The sequence below is a fragment of the Francisella adeliensis genome (genome assembly GCF_003290445.1).
GTDB classification, from domain to species: Bacteria; Pseudomonadota; Gammaproteobacteria; order Francisellales; family Francisellaceae; genus Francisella; species Francisella adeliensis.
On sequence record NZ_CP021781.1, the window covers coordinates 1,245,274 to 1,267,336 of the forward strand.

Consider the following 22,063-nt stretch of genomic DNA (forward strand, 5'->3'; position numbering starts at 1 on the left):
ATGAGAAAGCTTACAGTTATTATCTTTTGTAGCTTAGCTTTCATTTTTCAAATTTCTCTTAATCCTAAGGGGTATAATTATTTCATTGGCTTTCTTATAGTATCAATAGCAATACTACTCATATATAATTTTGATACTATTACTGATATTACCCTTGGTAAACTTACAATAAAAAAGAAAGTTAAAGAGATTAAAGCGATATCAAAGCATATAGATAATAGTGTAATAGCTTTCTATAAATCATCTCTTATTACAGTTTGTAATATGGATACTTGCAACTCTATTGGCATTGGATTTGAAGGTGTCAATGTTTTATGGTCATATTTCAATGCATTGAAACCTCTATTAGATGAAGTGGATCAACTTCCCCTAAATATTAAAGAAAAAATAAATGATGAATATTTATATTCTGTTGATTTTGCACTTAAAGCACAGAAGCGTCTACTAGGAAAGATTAATGATAATGGAAAACATAACTCTTACATTCAAAAAACAGATGATTATAACGATGCTATAAAAGCATTAGACTATTTACAGAATAAAAAAGATAAATTAGCTTAATTTTTTCTCAGAATATCTCTTAGCATATAAAACTATCACTATAATCACTATACACAATACTGGACCCATATATATAGCTGCTACTTTTGGTAAGAGTGAACCAATAGTTGCTGAAGATAGTAGAGATATAGCCCCACCAACAGAGCCAGAGCAAACTAAAAATGCCATAGTAATTGGTGAAACTATAGTATTTTGTTTCATACCAAACCCTAATAAAACCGGGAATATACTAGCACAAGCTAAACCAAGTAATGCTACCGTTACAAATATAACCGATTGACTTGTTAGGAAGATAAACATTAGCAATAACACCCCGATACTTAAAGATGCAGCGATTATAAATATATAATCTTTTGTTTTAGGTATCACAAATTCACCAAAGAAAAATCTACCTAAAGCTACAAATAACCAGAATGTTCCGATTATATAACCCACTGTTTCAACATCAAAATTAAGGTCTGTTTGTAGATACGGCGAAAACCAGTATGTAATAATATACTCAATATATACATACGCAATCAAAGCTAAACCAACAAGCACTACTCCTAAATTGATTGATTTAACTGGTTTTACATCAGTTTTTTCTTTTTTAGTTTCTGCGACCCCAACCACTTCTTTTAGACTAATCAATTTAACGGCAATCGCAAGAATCATAAGAGCAAAAAACACCGCAAAGAAAGACCATCTCCAGCCATAATTTTTAGCTATAATACCTGCTAAACTTGGACCTATAAAACCACCTAAACCAAAGAAAAAATTTAGTACACTTAGTTTGGCTTCACTTTTATTACTTGGAGTAAATGCCGCTACAATTAGATAGCTCACAGATGGCACAAAAAGCCCCATCGCTAAACCTGTAGTTAAAACAAACCCTGCGTATAAAAAGATATTATCTTGAAACGCTATAGCAAATTGAGATAAGCTAAAAATAAATGCGCCTAATAAAAGAGTATTTTTACCACCAGTTTTGGCAATAACCTTACCACTTAAACTATTACCAATTATCAAACCAAGTAGTGAAAGAGTATCAATATATACAATATGTGATGTCATAACACCAAAATTCTCTGCTAATTGTGGCGATAACAAAGCACATATAGGATACGCTGCTCCACCAAACATAGCTGCCATATAGCAAAGAAATGCTGTTAATTTAACTTTATTTTTGCTGATTATATCTGTTGTCATGATTATGATTCCTTAGGAGCTGATACCCAACAATTTTGCATACTATAAACCTTAACGACACTAGTCATACCTTTTTCGGCATAAACGAAAGTTTCTTCTTGTGACTTTTTATCCAGTGTTTTTAGCTCGGCACTATAAGTAGCAAAGCCAACCATAGCTTGATTATTGATATTCTTACTTATGAAAATCTCAAGTGATGAACCATCTAAATATACATCTAGGCAAAGTTTATCGGTAGTTTCATCAATATCTAATTTGCAAGAATAACGATTATCTACACTCAAATATCCATCTTTGATACTTATATTCATATCATAATTATCTGTAGCAGTTACTCTAATTCCAAACTCTTTTTTGTAGAGATTTTCTGATTCAAAAGAAACTTTTGCGTTATATTGTCTATTTGTTATATTTTCAATAGCATATTCTTGATTTTGTTGATAAGTATGCGTTTCTGTACTTATTTGCTTATCTTTCAACCCATCAATAAGCGATGCTTCTTGCCCTAAAAGCCAATTATTGCCATTATTTTTATATACAAACAAGAATCGAGGTATTGCTAATGCGCCAGTCCAATTAGCTCCCTCAACACTAGCTGATTCAACATTTAACCACGCCATCAATATATTTCTTTTTTCTGAATCTATCGGCATTATATTCGCAGCGTAATAAATAAAATCTGGTGACAAATCTAAAAGCTTATATATCGGCTTGCCATTATTATCTTTAAAAGTATCTAATGGCTCAAATTGTATGCTTGATTGTGTTTTAACAATATCACCCAGTACATAATACAAACTTCTACCATAGTTATCTTCAGCACTTCCATCTTGTGCAAAGATTAGTATATAAGGAGTACCATTCATCGCACCAACATGATCTGTTAAGCGATACATAATCACACACTCAAAATTACCGCCTCTACTGACATCATCCTTTACACAAACATCGCCCTCAAAGAAGAAGTTATCTCCTGTATTAGCTCTTACCCAATTTTTTGTTATATCATCACCACTATTTTTAAAACATAATGCTACACCTTTAGGGTTATTATCTTTATCTATTCTCCCTGCAGACATAAGCATATAAAAATTATCATCATCTGGTAAATTGAAAATAAATGGATCTCTAAAAGATACTAGATTTAGCTCTTCTGGTTGTTTTAAAATAACTTCTGGAAGATCTTCATTTTCATCTTGAGAATACTTTGTCCAATTTGTAAGGTATGGATCTACTATTTTGCCATCTTCACTTACTCTGTTTGCATCTAAAGCTCTTGCTATACACACTGTTTCTTGAGTAGCTTCACCACTACCCCATACAGCAGAATAAAAAGCTGTAGGATAGTAGCTTATAGAATTATCTTCTTTATAAGGCATATTTTTGATACACCCTGTAAATATCCCATTTCTGTCAGCAGCTCTATCATCTAAAGATGGAACTATAGCTGTAGTTTTGAAGTTACTATCCTCATCAACAGGATAAAACCATTTAAAGCTATCTTTATTGTTTGGATCACTTACAATATGTGACCATGACATATCACCCCACTTCTTACTCCAAGGATTAGACTGCATAAATACATGAAATGATGAATTAAAATAAAAAAGACCACATGGGTCATTAACCCATCCAGAAGGTGCTCGAAGATGGTAGTGGGGGTATGTCTCATCTTTTAATGATATTTTATGCTCTTTTGTTTGATAAACATCTGCAGCTTTTTTTGAGCTTTTTTGATTCATGAAAATTTAAGAAAATAAATACCAGTAAATAAATACTAGCATAATTATTATACTATTCATAAGTAGAATGTTATTAGGTTTTATAATTTATTGGTTATAAGCTAATTACAACCTTTTTATGACCTGTTGTGTAAAGTCTTCAGTTGAAACTAAAGTAGTGCCTGATGAATAAATATCTTGTGTTCTATATCCATCATTTAAAGTTTGCTCAACTGCATTAGAAATATTTTCCGCCTCTTTAACAAGGCCAAAGGAGTACGAAAGCATCAATGCTGCTGAAAGAATCTGAGCGATAGGGTTTGCCTTACCTTGATCCTTAATATCATAAGCAGAACCACCAGATGGTTCATAAAGACCAAACCCTTCGTTATTCAAGCTTATTGAAGGCACTAAACCAATTGATCCTGGTAATACAGATGCTAAATCCGAAATAATATCCCCGAACAAATTAGCTGTAACAATCACATCAAATTGCGCTGGGTTTAATACCATTTGCATTGCACAATTATCAACATACATATGTTTAACATTTATATCTGGATAATCTTTTGCAACTTCTTCTACAACCTTGCGCCATAACCTTGAAGTATCTAGTACATTGGCTTTATCTACAGAAGTTAAGTTTTTTGATCTTTGTCTAGCTCGTTCAAATGCCTTTACTACAATATTTCTTATAGTTATCTCATCGTATTCAGCAATATCTGTAGCATGTCTAACACCATTTTCATCAGTAAAAGTTTTATGTTCACCAAAATATATATCTTTTGATAGCTCTCGAAATATCTCTATATCAGCACCATTAGCTATACGCTCTTTTTTCAAAGGACATGATTCTTGTAAAGATGAAAAAATCTGACTTGGGCGAATATTGACATTAAAATTAAAATGTTTACGCAAAGCTAAAATACTGTTTGCCTCACAGCCTTGCCATTTTTGTTGACTTTGTGCTTCAACAGGACCACCAACCGAACCAAATAATATTGCATCTGAATTTTTGCATATTTCTATCGTCTCTTCAGGACAGTGATTTTGATGCTTATCATACGCAGCTCCACCAACTAAAGCTTCTACATAATTAAAATCATGCTGATATTTAGTAGCTATTACATCTAAAACTTGTAAAGCTGACTGCATTACCTCGGGACCAATTCCATCACCAGCTAATATCGCTATATTTTTATTCATATTAACCTCTTGCTTGCTCAAATTCTTTAATCACATCTAAATGCTCAATCAAATAAGTCATATCATCAAGACCATTTAATAAGCAGTTTTTACGAAAAGGGTCATAATCAAAGCTATAGCTTTTATCATCAATAGTCACTATTTGCTTATCTAAATTCACACTAATTTCTTGTTTTGGATTCTCCGCTTTATCGCACATTTTTTTAGCAACATCTTTACCTAATGCAATTAAAAGCAAACCATTTTTCGCAGCATTATTAAAAAATATATCAGAGAATGAAGGTGCTATAACAACTTTTATACCTGCTTGAAGAATCGCCCATACGGCATGTTCTCTTGATGATCCACAACCGAAATTATCACCAGCAATAAGAATCTGTGCATTATTATAATCTGAATTATTGAAAATAAAATCCTTATCATTTTCTTTTAAACGAAAAAATAAACTTTCGCCATAACCATTTTTAGTTATTTGAGTCAAAAACTCTGCTGGGATAATCATATCTGTATCAATATCGCTTAACCATAATGGAATCGCATTACTTTTTATTGTTTTAAAAGCTTCCATATTATAGCTCCTTATTTAATTTATCGACACTACATATTTTACCCATAATAGCACTTGCCGCTACTGTTTGTGGTGATGCTAAATGAGTTATACTGCCCTTACCTTGTCTACCGATGAAGTTTCTATTTGAAGTACTTATACATCTTTCACCAGCTGGAACTTTATCTTCATTCATTGCCAAACACATTGAACAACCAGGCATTCTAAATTGTGCACCTGCAGAATCAAAGATTTTATCTAAGCCTTCTGAAATTGCTATATTTCTTACCTGCTCCGAACCTGGAACAATATACATAGTAACATTATCCGCAACTTTTTCACCTTCTAAAACCTTTGCAACAGCTCGCATATCTTCAATGCGTCCATTAGTACAGCTCCCAACAAAAGCCCACTGAATATCTTTGCCAAAAATATCTTCATCTGCACTAAACTTTGTATAACTATATGCCTGCTGAGCTAATTTCTGTTGATGTGTTGGAATACTCTCAAGTGTAGGTATTTTTTCAGATATTTTTATTGCATGTTGAGGGTTTATACCCCATGTAACCATTGGTTCAAGATTTTCAACATCTACTTTTATAGTCTTATCATAATGAGCATTTTCATCACTTCTAAAACTTTTCCATTTTTCAACTGCTATAGCGAAATCTTCATCTTTAGGTGCGTATTTTTTACCTTTAAGATAATCAAAAGTTTTTTGATCTGGTGCAACTAGCCCTGCTCTAGCACCACATTCTATAGACATATTACATAATGTCATGCGTTCTTCCATCGACATGTCACTGATAACATCACCAGTATATTCAATTACATAACCACCAGCTCCACCAATACCAATATTTGCTATTAATTTCATAACAATATCTTTAGCTGTAGCAAATTTCGAAGGTTTACCAACAAATTCTACTTTCATAGTTTTAGGTCTATACTGTAAAATACAATTTGTCGCAAGTACATGTCCTACTTCAGATGTACCAACTCCAAAAGCTAAAGTTCCAAAAGCTCCATGAGTCGATGTATGCGAATCTCCACATACAAGTGTATTTCCTGGTAGCGTAAAACCTAATTCAGGTCCTATAACATGAACAATCCCTTGATGTTGACTTTCAAAATCATAAAAATCTATGCCAAACTCTTTTACATTACTACGCAATTTTTCTACTTGAGCTTTAGCTTTAGCATCTTTCATCTCTACTCGATTAATTGGCGATGTAGATATACTATGATCTACAGTAGCAATTATAGAGCGAGGATTATTTATACTAATTCCTAGTTCTTTAATCTTATCAAAAGCTTGCGCTGATGTTACCTCATGCATTAGCATCCTATCAATATACAAAATATCTGGAAAATCTTTTACTTTCTTTACAACATGAGTATCCCAAATTTTATCTATTATATTTTTTGACATATTATTTCCTAAAATTCATTTCTACATATAACTTATTTGTCGCTACTATTAATGCTTTTAACGAAGACATTTCAATATCTTGGTCTATAGCTATGCCTTTAATAACAGGGCCATCACTTCCAGCTTTTATCATAATTGTTGCTTCAGATTTTGAATTTATTCCAGCATCATTTAATGAACGAGAATAATAATCCGCAATATTAATATCAGGAATATTTTCTTGAATACCATTTAATAATGCTGAAAGTGCTGAGTTTTGACCTTTATCTGTAATTTTATAGTCAATATTACCAAAAAAATCACCTTCAAGTTTAATATATGTTTCACCATTAGCTTTACCATAATCAATGCTTGAAACAGAAATTGGCGATCTTATTTGCTTATAAGCTTCAATTAACTCATCATCAGTAATACCTTTTCTTCTTTCATAATAAATATCTTTAATTTGTTGAGCAAACTTTGCCTTTTCATACTCTTCGCAAATATACCCATTTTCTTGAATGATTTTCTTAGCATGATTTCCTCCAGATAATGGACCAAAGACAAAACTTAATTCATTACCAACTGATTCTGGATGGAATGGCTGATATGCTAGAGGATTATTTAAAATAGCATTAGTATGCCCACCAGAAGTATGTCTAGCAGAATTTAATCCTGTTATTGGGTAATGTGGTTGTCTTGAAAGCATTCTTGTATCAATGAAATCAGAAATTTCTTTAAACCCTGCTATATTAATATCATTATAAAAATGAGCTTCATCTTGCTTACCAAATAAGTTCAAAAACATTACACATTGCTCTAAAGATGCATTTCCCGCACGCTCTCCAACTCCATTAATACAGCCTTCTATTTGTGTCGCAGGTCCATCAAAGACAGCATTCATAGAATTTTCTAATGCTAAACCTAAATCATTATGACAATGTGCTGACCAAATAATTTCTTTATCAGGAAACTCTTCTTTAATAATTTTGGCATGCTTTGTCATATTAGTAACAAAATAATCATTACCTTCTCTCTCACATGCTCCACCAATGGTATCAGGGCAGTTAATCACCTTAACTCCAGCACGAACAGCTGCTCTAAAAATATCTGTAACATAATCAAAGTCATCACCTAATTTAGAATACCCTTCAGCACTAAACTCAACTTCAAAACCTTCATCAAAAGCTAATTTTATTAACTCATAAACATTTTTAATATTTTGTTCATTATCATTTTTACTGCCTAAACTTGCTTGAGCTAAATTAGGGTCTACTGGTAAATACATATGAACTCTAGCTTTACCAACTTCTAATGATGGTCGTAAAGCATCCATGGTTATTTCAACTTGATTTTTTCTTAACTGACACAATCCAGCAACAATCATATCTGATTTTTTTTCTGTCATTCGTTTAGATATAGTATTTACTATTTCATAATCAGTCTTGCTAGCCGATGGAAACCCAGCTTCCAAAACATCAATCTTTAAATTATCTGCTAAATCAGCATAGATAATATTATCTTCAAAAGACATTCCTGCGCCTGGAGATTGCTGACCATCTCTCAAAGTAGTATCAAAAATATAAACTTTTTTTCCAGCCATAATAATTACTCCTATATGTAAGTTAAGGCATCTTTATAAAGTTCGCCTTTTTTAAGTTTTTCATAAGCTATTTTGATTTTATTTGTGATTTCATAATCAGATATCTTCAGTTTGATACCATCTATGCTTGCTATTGGAGTAACCTCAGCAGCTGTTCCACAAAAAAACGCCTCATCCGCTTGCATTAATTCATCAACTTTAAAGTATCTCTCTGCTACTTTAAAACCTAAATCTTTTGCTATAACCATAATAAGCCTTCTCGTTATACCATCTAAGATAGTACCTAGTGGTGTTGTAACAACCTCTTTATCTTTAACAAAAAATGCATTCATAGCAGCTCCCTCAGCAATATTACCATCTATATCTAATAATAAGGCTGCATGATAGTCTGTATCTACAGTTTCTCTTAAAGCTAAAATACTATTAACATAATGCCCACCTATTTTTGCATCACAAACAGTAGATTTTGGATGTATCCTTATATACTCACTAATTTTAATGTCTACTTTATCAGCAGCCAAATATTTGCCCATTTCTAGACAATAAATAGTAATAACTACAGGATGATTTTCTTTTGGTAAAACACTTACACTTCCTTCTGCATAATAAGCTAAAGGTCGTATATAACATGATCCTAATCCACTGGCTTTTACAGTGTCAATAACTGCTTGGCATAATTCTTCTAAAGAGTAATCGCAAATCATCCCTAAAGATTCCATTGAGTATATGAATCTTTGCATATGCTCTTTTAACTTAAGGATTCCTATACCATCATTTGTCTTATAAGCTCGAATACCTTCAAAAACTGATGAACCATAATGCAAGGCATGTGTATTTATACCAATCTTTGCTTGATCAAAAGATACGATCTCCCCATTTTTCCATATTTTATCTATCATTATTTACCTTATTTAAAAAGATTTAGATTAAAGTATTTATATGTATTTTTAGCAGACACTCAAATTAGAGGTTGAGCAAGCTTTTTTTGAGTAAAGAGAGAGATAATTGAGTTTTTGAAAAAGTAATTTGTGAAATAGCATTGTTTTGAATTATATTATCATTAACTGCAATAGTACTGATATTTATTGCTGATATCTGCATGATAACTCCATTATTAAATTACTGATGATTTTCATTATAAAGATTCTTTGCTTATAATGGAACAAAATATACCAAATAACTCAATAACTAATAGTTATTAGCTAATCAATACCAATAACCAAGACAGCTCATCATTTAAGCGAACGATCTTAATCGGTATATTTTAAGGCAAAAAAAAGCCCCACTAGAGGTTATCTAATGGGGCTTTTAATATGTGCTCATTGTTGTTGAGTCTTTTATTATAGAATAAAATGGCGACTACCTACTTTCACTTAGCGAATGCTAAACTATCATCGGCGTGTTATAGTTTCACTTCTGAGTTCGGAATGGGATCAGGTGGTACCTACAAGCTATCATCGCCAAAACTTTAATCTCTAATGTTTTGGTTTTGTATTTTACTGTTTAATTGCATATCAATAAAGATATTTAACAATTCAGCATAGAAATAGACTTAAGTCTCTCGGATCATTAGTACTGGTAAGCTTCATACATTGCTGTACTTCCACACCCAGCCTATCAACGTCGTAGTCTCCAACGTTCCTTACAGGTCTAAGACCTGGGATATCTAATCTTGAAGGAGGCTTCCCGCTTAGATGCTTTCAGCGGTTATCCCTTCCGAACGTAGCTACCCGGCAATGCTTCTGGCGAAACAACCGGAACACCAGTGGTTCGTTCACTCCGGTCCTCTCGTACTAGGAGCAACTCTTCTCAAATATCCAACGCCCACGGCAGATAGGGACCGAACTGTCTCACGACGTTCTGAACCCAGCTCGCGTACCACTTTAAATGGCGAACAGCCATACCCTTGGGACCTGCTTCAGCCCCAGGATGTGATGAGCCGACATCGAGGTGCCAAACTCCTCCGTCGATATGAACTCTTGGGAGGAATCAGCCTGTTATCCCCGGAGTACCTTTTATCCGTTGAGCGATGGCCTTTCCATACAGGACCACCGGATCACTAAGACCTACTTTCGTACCTGCTCGAGCCGTCACTCTCGCAGTCAAGCGCACTTTTGCCTTTATACTCTTGGCATGATTTCCGACCATGCCGAGTGCACCTTCGTACTCCTCCGTTACTCTTTGGGAGGAGACCGCCCCAGTCAAACTACCCACCATACACTGTCCTCGAATTTCTCCTGAGTTAGAACTTCAAATAGTCAAGGGTGGTATTTCAAGGTCGACTCCAACAAATCTAGCGACTTGTCTTCATAGTCTCCCACCTATCCTACACATAAATATTCAAAGTCCAGTGCAAAGCTGTAGTAAAGGTTCACGGGGTCTTTCCGTCTAACCGCGGGTACACAGCATCTTCACTGCGATTTCAATTTCACTGAGTCTCTGGTGGAGACAGTGTGGCCATCGTTACGCCATTCGTGCAGGTCGGAACTTACCCGACAAGGAATTTCGCTACCTTAGGACCGTTATAGTTACGGCCGCCGTTTACTGGGGCTTCGATCCACAGCTTCGCTTGCGCTAACCACTTCAATTAACCTTCCAGCACCGGGCAGGCGTCACACCCTATACTTCATCTTACGATTTCGCAGAGTGCTGTGTTTTTGATAAACAGTCGCAGCCACCTGATAATTGCAACCCATCTCTGCTCCAGGAGCAAGTCCCTTCACATAACATGGGCACACCTTCTTCCAAAGTTACGGTGTTATTTTGCCTAGTTCCTTCACCAGAGTTGTCTCATAGCCTTAGTATTCTCTACCTACCCACCAGTGTCGGTTTACAGTACGGTTACCTATACAATATACTTAGAAGATTTTCCTGGAAGCATGGCATCAATAGCTTCGTCAAACAAGTTTGACTTCGTCTCGTATCTCAGATCAACAATACACCGGATTTACCTAGCATATCTACCTACTTACTTTCACCCGGACAACCATTCGCCGGGCCTACCTAGCCTTCTCCGTCCCTCCATCATTCATATAAGCAGCACAGGAATATTAACCTGTTTTCCATCGACTTCACTCTTCAGCTACGCCTTAGGTGCCGGCTTACCCTACGTTGATTAACATTGCGTAGGAATCCTTGGGTATTCGGCCAATAAGAATCTCACTTATTTTACGTTACTCATGTCAGCATTCGCACTTCTGATACCTCCAGCATGCTTCTCAACACACCTTCATCGGCTTACAGAACGCTCCCCTACCATATATTATCTATATCCGCAACTTCGGTGCATAGCTTAGCCCCGTTAAATCTTCCGTGCGGGCCGACTCGACCAGTGAGCTATTACGCTTTCTTTAAAGGATGGCTGCTTCTAAGCCAACCTCCTGGCTGTCTGGGCCTTCCCACTTCGTTTCCCACTTAGCTATGACTTGGGGACCTTAGTTGGCGGTCTGGGCTGTTTCCCTCTCCACTACGGACCTTAGCACCCGCAGTGTGTCTCCCGTGATTGAACTTGATCGTATTCTGAGTTTGCATCGAGTCGGTAAGGTCGTAAAACCCCCCTAGTCGAAACAGTGCTTTACCCCAATCAGTTATACACGAGGCACTACCTAAATAGTTTTCGGGGAGAACCAGCTATCTCCGTGCTTGATTAGCCTTTCACTCCGATCCACAACTCATCCCGTAATTTTGCAACATTAGTGGGTTCGGTCCTCCAGTTAGTATTACCTAACCTTCAACCTGGTCATGGATAGATCGCGCCGGTTTCGGGTCTACTCCTAGCAACTATACGCCCTATTAAGACTCGCTTTCGCTACGGATCCCTTATTCAGTTATCCTTGCTACTAAAAGTAACTCGCTGACCCATTATACAAAAGGTACGCAGTCACATAACTAAATTATGCTCCTACTGCTTGTATGCAAGTGGTTTCAGATTCTATTTCACTCCCTTTATAAGGGTTCTTTTCACCTTTCCCTCACGGTACTAGTTCACTATCGGTCATTCAGTAGTATTTAGCCTTGGAGGATGGTCCCCCCATATTCAGACAAGGTTTCTCGTGCCCCGTCCTACTTGTTCGTATGTCTAGTTCCACTAAGATTATTTCGTATACGGGACTATCACCCTCTATCGTCAAGCTTCCCAACTTGTTCTACTATAATTCTAGCTATATCATACCAGGCTCTTCCCACTTCGCTCGCCACTACTACGGGAATCTCAATTGATTTCTCTTCCTAAGGGTACTTAGATGTTTCAGTTCCCCTCGTTCGCTCCTAACTCTATGTCGAGTAGGTAACCAGACTGCTCTGGTTGGGTTCCCCCATTCGGAAATCTCCGGATCATAGGTCATTTACCACCTAACCGAAGCTTATCGCAGATTAACACGTCCTTCATCGCCTCTGAATGCCAAGGCATCCGCCACTTGCACTTATTTTCTTAAGTCTATCTCTATACTAAATTGTTAAATATCTCTATCTTCATGCAAATAAATATTGGTGGAGCCTAGCGGGATCGAACCGCTGACCCCCTGCGTGCAAAGCAGGTGCTCTCCCAGCTGAGCTAAGGCCCCAATATGTTTTATACTCCCAACATCTTACGATGTTCAGAAAATGGTGGGTCTGAGTAGACTTGAACTACCGACCTCACCCTTATCAGGGGTGCGCTCTAACCAGCTGAGCTACAGACCCGTATTTATTTACACTAAAATATATTATCTACAAACACTAAGTTAAATCACTTGAGAAACAACAGTTAAAGTTTATTTCTATTTTTCGTATTTCCTTTAAGGAGGTGATCCAGCCGCAGGTTCCCCTACGGCTACCTTGTTACGACTTCACCCCAGTCATGAATCACTCCGTGGTAAACGCCCATTCGTTAAGCTATCTACTTCTGGAGCAACCCACTCCCATGGTGTGACGGGCGGTGTGTACAAGACCCGGGAACGTATTCACCGCAGTATTCTGACCTGCGATTACTAGCGATTCCTGCTTCATGCAGTCGAGTTGCAGACTGCAATCCGGACTAAGAATACCTTTCTGAGTTTCGCTCCACCTCGCGGTATCGCAGCCCTCTGTAATATCCATTGTAGCACGTGTGTAGCCCTGGTCGTAAGGGCCATGATGACTTGACGTCGTCCCCACCTTCCTCCGCCTTGTCAGCGGCAGTCTCAATAGAGTACCCAACTTAATGATGGTAACTATCAATAGGGGTTGCGCTCGTTGCGGGACTTAACCCAACATTTCACAACACGAGCTGACGACAGCCGTGCAGCACCTGTCACTGAGTTCCCGAAGGCACCAATCTATCTCTAGAAAGTTCTCAGGATGTCAAGACCAGGTAAGGTTCTTCGCGTTGCATCGAATTAAACCACATGCTCCACCGCTTGTGCGGGTCCCCGTCAATTCCTTTGAGTTTTAGCCTTGCGGCCGTAGTCCCCAGGCGGAGTACTTAACGCGTTAGCTGCGCCACTAGATCCTTTACACCGAACCCAACAGCTAGTACTCATCGTTTACAGCGTGGACTACCAGGGTATCTAATCCTGTTTGATCCCCACGCTTTCGTCCCTCAGTGTCAGTATTAGTCCAGAATGTTGCCTTCGCCATTGGTGTTCCTTCTGATCTCTACGCATTTCACCGCTACACCAGAAATTCCCCATTCCTCTACTATACTCTAGTTTAGCAGTATCAAATGCAGTTCCAAGGTTGAGCCCTGGGCTTTCACATCTGACTTACTATACCACCTACAGACCCTTTACGCCCAGTAATTCCGATTAACGCTTGCACCCCCCGTATTACCGCGGCTGCTGGCACGGAGTTAGCCGGTGCTTATTCTTCAGGTAACGTCAATTTATTCAGCTATTAACCAAATAAACTTCCTCCCTGACTAAAGTGCTTTACAACCCTAGAGCCTTCTTCACACACATGGTATTGCTGGATCAGGCTTCCGCCCATTGTCCAATATTCCCCACTGCTGCCTCCCGTAGGAGTTTGGACCGTGTCTCAGTTCCAATGTGGCTGATCATCCTCTCAAATCAGCTATAGATCGCAGCCTTGGTAGGCCTTTACCCCACCAACAAGCTAATCTAACGCAGGCTCATCTATCCGCAGCAGCGCAAGCGCCACTTTTAATCCGAAGATATTATGCGGTATTAACGTTCGTTTCCAAACGGTATCCCCCACAGATAGGTAGATTCCTACGCGTTACTCACCCGTCCGCCACTCGTCAGCAAAGAGCAAGCTCTTTCTGTTACCGTTCGACTTGCATGTGTTAAGCATACCACCAGCGTTCAATCTGAGCCAGGATCAAACTCTTCAGTTTAATCTATTTCTGACTCTAACTACTGTTCACTCAAATTCATTAACAAAGTGTTTGTATATAATATATCTATTAAATATCTCGATGACCGCAAACCTAATCGCTGCCTCGCTTCCCGTTGCATCACTCCCAACCGGTGAAGACATATAATACACATCACATTTACAAAACGCAACTACTTTTTACATCTTTTTGAAGGTTTTTTGTGTTTATCTTAGAAAAGAAGATTTTCTACTTTCAATCACAACGAAAGATTAAGAGAATTAAAATCACATTAATCTTTAAGCGAACATTTCTCGTAATTTACTTTCTAAATCTTGCTTACTAAAAACACCAAACTTATTTTTTAAATTATCGATGTACTGTTCTACTGTTCTATAAGATAATCCTAATGATAAAGCTATTTGTTTTGATGTCTTATTACTTGCGAGCTGCAAAGAAATATCTTTTTCACGATTAGTTATATTAATATCATAAAGATCTATAAAAGACTGTTGAGTTAATCTAAGATTTTTCACATTTTTCTTAAAGTTGAAAATTTTTAGGGAAATTTGACCGTAACTCTCCTATTTTGTGCTCTATATTAGCCATTTTGGCTAATATAGATACATTTATTCTAGTTAAGCCATCAAATTGACAGCTTTTAATGCATTAAAGCACATAGCTTTTAGCAAAGCTTGAGCATTTACTTTTATAGTAGAAAAGTAGCTAACTCTATCAAACTTGAATTTTCTTTTCATAGTACCAAAGCATCTTTCAACTTTATATCTAGTTTTAGATATAAGAATATTTCGTCTTTTTTGCCTTTTTGTTAGAGGTTTATTTCTAACTGCTTTTTGTAAGATGCGATTTTTAACCTTTTTAGTTTTTAACAACACTCTATTAGCAACTGTATCATACGCCTTATCCGCCAATAAGTACTCACAATTAAGATCATTCAACATAGTTTCTAATCTATGAGCTTCATAAACTTCAGCTGATTCTGTATGGACTGTTTGTATAAAACCATGCTCATCATCAACACTTGCAAATACTTTATACCCATAATGGCTTTTCTTACCTTTCTTTATCCACTTAGCATCAATATCTTTACCATATGAAATATCTGGTTTTGAAGTTTCATCTTCTTTTCTATCCTCTACCGGATTATCCATATATTTATCTGGTCTGCCAGCAGACTCAACTAAAGTAGCATCGATAATTGCTCCTTTAGCACTGTTTATAGATAAACTCAATGATTCAAGTTGCTTATTAAGCTCTTTAAATAGCTTTTTATACTTATGCTTTTCTATTAATAAGTTGCGAAACTTATTAATAGTACTATAGTCAGGTAAATTAGATGTTGGTGTAAAACCTGTAAAGTACATAAAGTCGATTCGAAGCCTTAAGCTAGATGCTAGCTCTCTATCACTTAGGCTGTACCATTGACCTAATAATAAAAGTTTGAACATCATTATACAATCAAAGGCAGGTCTGCCTTGTCTAGTTATATCTTGTGTATAAATGCCTTTGAGCGTTTTTCTGAATTCCTCAAAATCAACCAATTTGTTTAACTTAACAAATTTATTATCATTACCTAACGAGTCTTCTAAACCTAAAAAGAAAAAATCCATAATCAATAAAATATAAATATCTTCGATATCTATATTTTATAAAAGCTATAAAAAAAATAGTAGTATTAAATCAACAGTCTTTATAATATAGTCTATCTTATTAAAATTCGACACAGACCCAAAGTTTGTTGAATTCAGCCTCATATCATTAGAAATAGTTTTACTTATAGAAACTGCTCGAATGATATCTTTTGCTTTAGTATTAAAATATGGAATAAATTTTAGTAACTGGTTAATATTCAAAACAAGATTTCTACACAAAAGCTGATTAGAGCTACTCATACCTAAAAAATAAAATTCACAGTCATCTCCGATTTTGTTGACGATCGTCACGCCTTGATAAACCCTAAATTTAGATGCCTCCTGGATGATGCGTTCATGACTAGCGATCGTTGACCAAAGAAAATAACTAGATTGATACTTATCAGCACTTAGTTCAAAAATACTTTCTAAATATAATCTATTTGATAAGTAATGTTTATACCACTTAGGATTATTACATAATCTTATTTGCCCACCATCGGCAAAAGTTTTATGGTAGGTAAACCAATCAAGTCCAAAATGGATTTGAAAGAGGTTCTATAATTTGATTAATCTCATACACATTATTTAAGAATGGCGTTGTTTCAAAATCTAATTCACTCCATGATTCAATAATATCCATACTCAAAATTCTTAATGCCGTAGTCAATACGGATATTATAGTCTCTAAAATTCCATCATACTATTACAAAACAACAATCATAAGAGATTCTCTATGAGTAAAATTAAAAAATACGAACAAATAAACACTACAAAATATATAAACCCTGTTGGAAATATTTCTGTAATAGGATTTGGTGCAATGGGAATATCTGAATTTTATGGCGATACGAATGCAGATGAAGCTATCAATGCTATGAAAGAAGCTCTAGACAATGGTATCAATCATTTTGATACGGCAGATGGTTACGCTTATGGTGCTAATGAAGTTTTTTTAGGTAAACACCTTAATTTAAAGAACACTTCAATTAGAAAAAATCTGATTATAGCCTCTAAAGCAGGAATTTTAAGAGACAAAAATGATCCGAATGTTAGAGGAATATGTATAGAACCCAAATATTTGAGGGAGCAACTAAATCATTCCTTAAAAAATTTACAAACAAACTACTTGGATATTTTCTATGTCCATCGTCTTCCTCCTAATGCCAACGAACAAGAACTAGAGGTTTTAGGAAGGTTTCTTAAAGATATAAGAGAAGAAGGTTTGGTTAAATCTGTTGGATTAAGTGAGCCAAACCTTGAACAGTTAAAAATCTTACATCAAATCACTAGCATAGATTTTGTACAGTCCGAGTATTCACTGCTTGAGCGTATTGTTGAAAATAATGGCATTCTTGATATGTGTAAAAGTAATTTTATCAATTTTGTAGCATATAGCCCTCTATGTAGAGGTATGCTTACAGATACTTTTTCAACATCATTGTTACAAGGCAATGACTTCAGGCAGACTTTACCCAAGTTCACAGGAAACAACTATACTGAAAATATGAAACTTATTGAAAAGCTGAAAGTTATTGCTGATAGTTTAAACATTTCCTTATCAATATTATCACTTTCATGGCTCATTTCTCAAAATGTACTTGTAATACCAGGTATGCGAAAAACCTCAAGAGTTAAAGATTCTTTAACCGCTTACGAAATAAACTTGAATAAAGAAGTTCTAGAAAAAATTGATTCTATTGCTCATCATGGAGCAACTCATGGTACAAGATATTCTCAAAGTGCTATGGATGCTTACGGATTTGAATAAACATATGTTGCTATAAATAAAAATCATTACACAACAACCTTTTTTAATTAAAAATTGTATTTTATAAGAGTATGTATCTTAAATAAAGAAGCTTAATTTAATTTCCTATAGATTTAACAAACCCACTCAAAAAACCTTATGCCGTCTATTTAAATAAGTTTTATAAAATGTCTAATGTAAGCTCTTACAACACACAAATATTTACTTAACAAAAAATTAAACAGTAATCAAGCTTCAACCTTTTAAGATAGGATTACTTGAATATTCATTAGATTAGGCTGATAATGAGAATGTAAGCATTTTTTATTTGCTTATAAATTTTAGCAACTATAAGAGGATTATATTATGAAATCAAAATATAAATTAATATCAGCAATAACTCTAGCCTTTATGGGATCAATTGCATATGCAGATTGTAATCTTGAAGAAGCAAAAGATGGATGGACAGGATCTATAAGATTTAAATGTGATGCAGACACGAACTTACTAGATAAACCTATTAGCTTTGAGCTATCAAATGGAGTACAAGTAGGTAGCGTATGGGGATTACCTGGGAAAACTAATGTAATTAAAAATGGCAACAAAGTAACTGTAACTGTAGAAAAATGGTGGCCACAAGATCAAGGATATGTTTTACCAGCAGGAAAATCCACTGTAGTATCTTTCTCACCTTTAAATGTAGCAACATATGATGCAAACTATGCTCCTGATTTTGAGATTAGAAACTTTGATGTAGGTAATGGATCTCAAGAGCAGCAAATTGGTGAGTTTACAATCAGTACTGGAGAAAACCCTCAGGGAGTAGATTCAAACTCTACTCCTCATATCATAATATATAATGACAATGGTGCTAAAGTTGAAGACTTTAATCTAGACTGGAACTCATCTATAACCAAACAGCTAACAGTTGGCAAATATACTGTTTTTGCTGAAGATATAGGTAGTAGTAAAGCCTACGTATCACCAGCTAATTTTACAGTAGCTCAAAATGATAGTGTCAACTTAGATGTTAACTATTCTGCTCCAGCTCCTGCTGAAGTTGGATCTATAAGCCTTACCGCTGATATAGCAATCAATTCAACTCAAAAACCTGCTTACACGATTAAAAGCGAATCTGATGCTAACTTTATAAGACAGGGAACAATCAGTCTAAATAATGCTACAGTCATAAATGACCTCCCTGAAGGCAAATATATTATCTCTGTTGCAGATATGTCTGCTGATGGTGCTATATTTAAAGCTAATCCGATTAGTACTAATGTAACTAAATTCAACACTACAGATGTTAATCTAGAGTTTATAAAACAAGAAGTTGCTACGCAAACTGTTACTATAAATGTTAAAGGCTTACCAAATGAGCAAACAGCTATATTAACTTTAATGAATGATAACAATGATAGCCAAGAGATTACACTTGATAGTAATAATACCTTTGAGATTGATATTCCTAAAGATAATTCTACATGGACTGCTACGGTTACAAAGCCAAATGGTTACAAAGCTACCTTAAGCACAAGTTCATTCTCAGCAGATAATGATTCTCAAAATATTGAAATTCAATTTGAGCAAAGAGCTCCGATAGAATCAGGTAAAAAAGTAGTTGGATACTGGGCAAACTGGAAAGGTGCTATGCAAAGTTCTAGTACAAATATGGCTGAATCTCAATACTATACAAATGATGTAGCTCCTTATACTCATGTCTTATACTCTTTCTTAACTTTAGCTAAAAACCCTAATCCAGATAATCCATCAAACACTGAGTGGGATGGTACCGCTATATACGAATCTATGACAGCAAAAGATGTTTTAGGATTGATGAAAGTTTATCCAGAAGGTACTGCTGGTTGGGAACGTGAAGATAACTGGATGAGATCTAGAGTTGATGGTCTAATAGAAGCAACTCATAAAACCGATGGTAAGTTTATTTGGGCTTTAGGTGGCTGGTCTGATTTACAGCAAACAATTAGTCCAGCCCAAGTGGATAAACTTGTAGATATGATGGTTCAATTGCTAAAACAAAGTGGGGATGGTATTGATTTTGACTGGGAGCATATTAATCAATTAGCTAATGGTCAACCGAACCCTAACGCAAAAGAAGAGCAAGCAGTCTTAGCAGAAACGATGCTGAAACTACGCCAAAAACTTGATGCCGCAGGAATGCAAGATAAAGAAATAGGTTATACAACTCGATTTAATGCATTTATGACAGATAGTAAAAAGTATGGTTTTGCTGGATTTAAATCTGATGGTGAAGGTATTGCTATAGATAATTGGTTAAAAGCTAATGGCAGTTCTCTAAACAAAGTGGTAAATTGGGTAAATATCATGGCTTACGATGTTGGTCCTAGCTATATGCCAAATGGTAAAACCTGGAATATGGACGTATATAAAGATGTATTAGATACATTTAAAGCCCGAGTAAACCCAGAGCTTATTGTACTTGGTTTTGAACCAGGATTCCAAGCAGCTGGTGGTGTATGGGAAGGAATGGATGTTAGTAAACAAGCAGTTAACTATGTTGCTGAAAATAATTATGGTGGTAGCATGTTCTGGGCCATTAACTTACCAAACCCAGCAGTTGATGGAAGTAAACTAGGACTTAATTCAGATATTCTTGCGGATTATTCTAAAGAAAAATTTGAAATAGAATAATACCCAAATAAATCTTCAAAGCTTTATAGCTTTTTCTGCTATCAATACCTTTATTCTTAGTCTTTATATATATATATTGTTACTATTGTTTAGAAACTATTTATCTAGGTAGTAATATAATCCAACAAACTAACTTAGATACTTATAACTGTGTTTCAAAATATAATCTAAATCTTAGAATTTATAAAATAATCTATAAAATAATAAATTTCATAAGATTTAAGCTGTACTAATTTTATAAAAAAGGAGTTTAAAATGAACAAATTATTCTATTCACATATACAAAATAAAATCCAAGAACTAAAAGATGGTGGCACATACAAAACTGAAAGAGTAATCTCGTCTGCTCAAGACCCTGTTATAACGCTTGAAAATGGCGATACTCTAATAAACTTTTGTGCAAATAATTATCTAGGCTTTGCGAATAATCCTGAGATTGTAGAGTATGCTAAAAACAATATCGAAGAATGTGGTTATGGTATGGCATCTGTTAGATTTATCTGCGGAACAAATAGCGTTCATAAAGAACTAGAAAAAGAACTAAGCGATTTCTTTGAATTTGAAGATACTATACTTTACCCTTCTTGTTTTGATGCCAACGCTGGACTTTTTGAAACTCTACTTACAAAAGAAGATGCTATCATCAGTGATTCACTAAATCATGCAAGTATTATTGACGGTGTGCGTTTATGTAAAGCTATGCGTTTTAGATATGCAAATAACGATATGAAAGATCTTGAAGAAAAGCTAATCGAGGCCGATAAAGCTGGAGCAAGATTCAAAATGATTGCTACTGATGGCGTATTTTCTATGGATGGTATCATTGCTGACTTAAAAGCTGTCTGTGATTTAGCAGATAAATACAACGCTATAGTAATGGTTGATGACTCTCATGCTTCTGGTTTTGTCGGTAAAAATGGTAAAGGCTCGATTGAGCATTGTGGCGTAATGGGTCGAGTAGATATACTTACAGGTACTCTTGGTAAAGGCCTTGGGGGTGCTTCTGGTGGATATATTTGTGCAAAAAAAGAAATTGTTGATGTACTTAAAAATCTATCTCGCCCTTACCTTTTCTCAAACTCAGTAGCTCCTATTATCGCTAAGACTTCATTAAAAGCTTTAGAAATAACAAAAAGCTCAAATAGACTTCGCGATCAATTACAAGCTAACCAACAAAGATTTAGATCTAAAATGACGGCTGCTGGTTTTGATTTAATTCCTGGTGAGCACCCTATTATTCCTGTGATGATTTACGATGAGAAAAAAGCTGCTGTGTTTGCTGAGAAGCTTTTAGATTATGGTATATATGTGATTGCTTTTTCATTCCCTGTAGTACCACGAGGCAAAGCTCGTATTCGTACACAAATGTCAGCAGCTCATACTTTTGAGCAAATAGATAAAGCTGTTGAAGGCTTTACAAAAGCTGCAAAAGAACTAGGGATTATTTAGTATGAAACAAAAA

At 35.5% G+C, this 22,063-nt stretch carries 13 protein-coding genes, 2 tRNA genes and 3 rRNA genes; 4 read left to right on the plus strand and 14 right to left on the minus strand.

Annotated features, from left to right (window positions below; genetic code table 11):
• A complete protein-coding gene (locus tag CDH04_RS06035; protein ID WP_112870175.1) occupies positions 1-561 on the plus strand; it encodes a hypothetical protein in 561 nt (186 codons plus the stop codon).
• Here CDH04_RS06035 and CDH04_RS06040 read toward each other — a convergent pair.
• From CDH04_RS06040 to CDH04_RS06105, 14 genes are all read right to left on the minus strand, one after another.
• Complete coding sequence (locus CDH04_RS06040; protein ID WP_112870176.1) at positions 553-1,749, minus strand: MFS transporter; 1,197 nt, start codon at positions 1,747-1,749, stop codon at positions 553-555. The genes CDH04_RS06035 and CDH04_RS06040 overlap by 9 nt on opposite strands.
• A 2-nt stretch (positions 1,750-1,751) precedes the next feature.
• Positions 1,752-3,491 carry a GH32 C-terminal domain-containing protein gene (locus CDH04_RS06045; RefSeq protein WP_112870177.1) on the minus strand — a complete coding sequence of 580 codons (1,740 nt, stop codon included), beginning with the start codon at positions 3,489-3,491 and terminating at the stop codon, positions 1,752-1,754.
• A 105-nt stretch (positions 3,492-3,596) separates the two neighbouring features.
• Complete coding sequence (leuB, locus tag CDH04_RS06050; RefSeq protein ID WP_112870178.1) at positions 3,597-4,676, minus strand: 3-isopropylmalate dehydrogenase; 1,080 nt, start codon at positions 4,674-4,676, stop codon at positions 3,597-3,599.
• Position 4,677: 1 nt separating this feature from the next.
• Entirely contained in the window at positions 4,678-5,244 is a 567-nt protein-coding gene (leuD, locus tag CDH04_RS06055) for a 3-isopropylmalate dehydratase small subunit (protein ID WP_112870179.1), read from the minus strand.
• 1 nt (position 5,245) lies between these two features.
• Positions 5,246-6,655, minus strand: a complete 1,410-nt coding sequence (gene leuC / locus CDH04_RS06060) for a 3-isopropylmalate dehydratase large subunit (protein ID WP_112870180.1) — start codon at positions 6,653-6,655, stop codon at positions 5,246-5,248.
• 1 nt (position 6,656) lies between these two features.
• On the minus strand, positions 6,657-8,237 hold the full coding sequence (locus CDH04_RS06065; RefSeq protein ID WP_112870181.1) for a homocitrate synthase/isopropylmalate synthase family protein: 1,581 nt from the start codon (positions 8,235-8,237) through the stop codon (positions 6,657-6,659).
• Between the two features lie 11 nt (positions 8,238-8,248).
• Positions 8,249-9,136: a branched-chain amino acid transaminase gene (locus CDH04_RS06070; RefSeq protein WP_112870182.1), complete on the minus strand. Its 888-nt coding sequence runs from the start codon at positions 9,134-9,136 to the stop codon at positions 8,249-8,251.
• A 451-nt stretch (positions 9,137-9,587) separates the two neighbouring features.
• Positions 9,588-9,702: ribosomal RNA gene (gene rrf / locus CDH04_RS06075) — 5S ribosomal RNA — on the minus strand.
• A gap of 83 nt (positions 9,703-9,785) precedes the next feature.
• Positions 9,786-12,672: ribosomal RNA gene (locus tag CDH04_RS06080) — 23S ribosomal RNA — on the minus strand.
• 51 nt (positions 12,673-12,723) lie between these two features.
• Positions 12,724-12,799: transfer RNA gene (locus CDH04_RS06085), tRNA-Ala, on the minus strand.
• Positions 12,800-12,840: 41 nt separating this feature from the next.
• A tRNA-Ile gene (locus CDH04_RS06090) sits at positions 12,841-12,917 on the minus strand.
• Positions 12,918-13,013: 96 nt separating this feature from the next.
• A 16S ribosomal RNA gene (locus CDH04_RS06095) occupies positions 13,014-14,547 on the minus strand.
• The 16S, 23S and 5S rRNA genes sit together here with 2 tRNA genes alongside, the layout of an rRNA operon.
• A gap of 278 nt (positions 14,548-14,825) precedes the next feature.
• Positions 14,826-15,062, minus strand: coding sequence for a helix-turn-helix transcriptional regulator (locus tag CDH04_RS06100; RefSeq protein WP_162699208.1), 237 nt, complete (start codon positions 15,060-15,062; stop codon positions 14,826-14,828).
• A gap of 102 nt (positions 15,063-15,164) precedes the next feature.
• Positions 15,165-16,157: an IS5 family transposase gene (locus tag CDH04_RS06105; RefSeq protein WP_112870184.1), complete on the minus strand. Its 993-nt coding sequence runs from the start codon at positions 16,155-16,157 to the stop codon at positions 15,165-15,167.
• A 757-nt stretch (positions 16,158-16,914) separates the two neighbouring features.
• Between CDH04_RS06105 and CDH04_RS06115 the strand changes: the two genes are divergently transcribed.
• The 3 genes from CDH04_RS06115 to CDH04_RS06125 all read left to right on the plus strand — a co-directional run bounded on the left by CDH04_RS06115 (position 16,915) and on the right by CDH04_RS06125 (position 22,050).
• On the plus strand, positions 16,915-17,949 hold the full coding sequence (locus tag CDH04_RS06115; RefSeq protein ID WP_112870186.1) for an aldo/keto reductase: 1,035 nt from the start codon (positions 16,915-16,917) through the stop codon (positions 17,947-17,949).
• Positions 17,950-18,294: 345 nt separating this feature from the next.
• A complete protein-coding gene (locus CDH04_RS06120; protein WP_112870187.1) occupies positions 18,295-20,601 on the plus strand; it encodes a glycosyl hydrolase family 18 protein in 2,307 nt (768 codons plus the stop codon).
• A gap of 255 nt (positions 20,602-20,856) precedes the next feature.
• The gene (locus CDH04_RS06125) at positions 20,857-22,050 is read left to right on the plus strand and encodes a glycine C-acetyltransferase (protein ID WP_112870188.1); all 1,194 of its coding nucleotides are present in this window, start codon (positions 20,857-20,859) and stop codon (positions 22,048-22,050) included.
• The last annotated feature ends 13 nt before the right edge of the window (positions 22,051-22,063 follow it).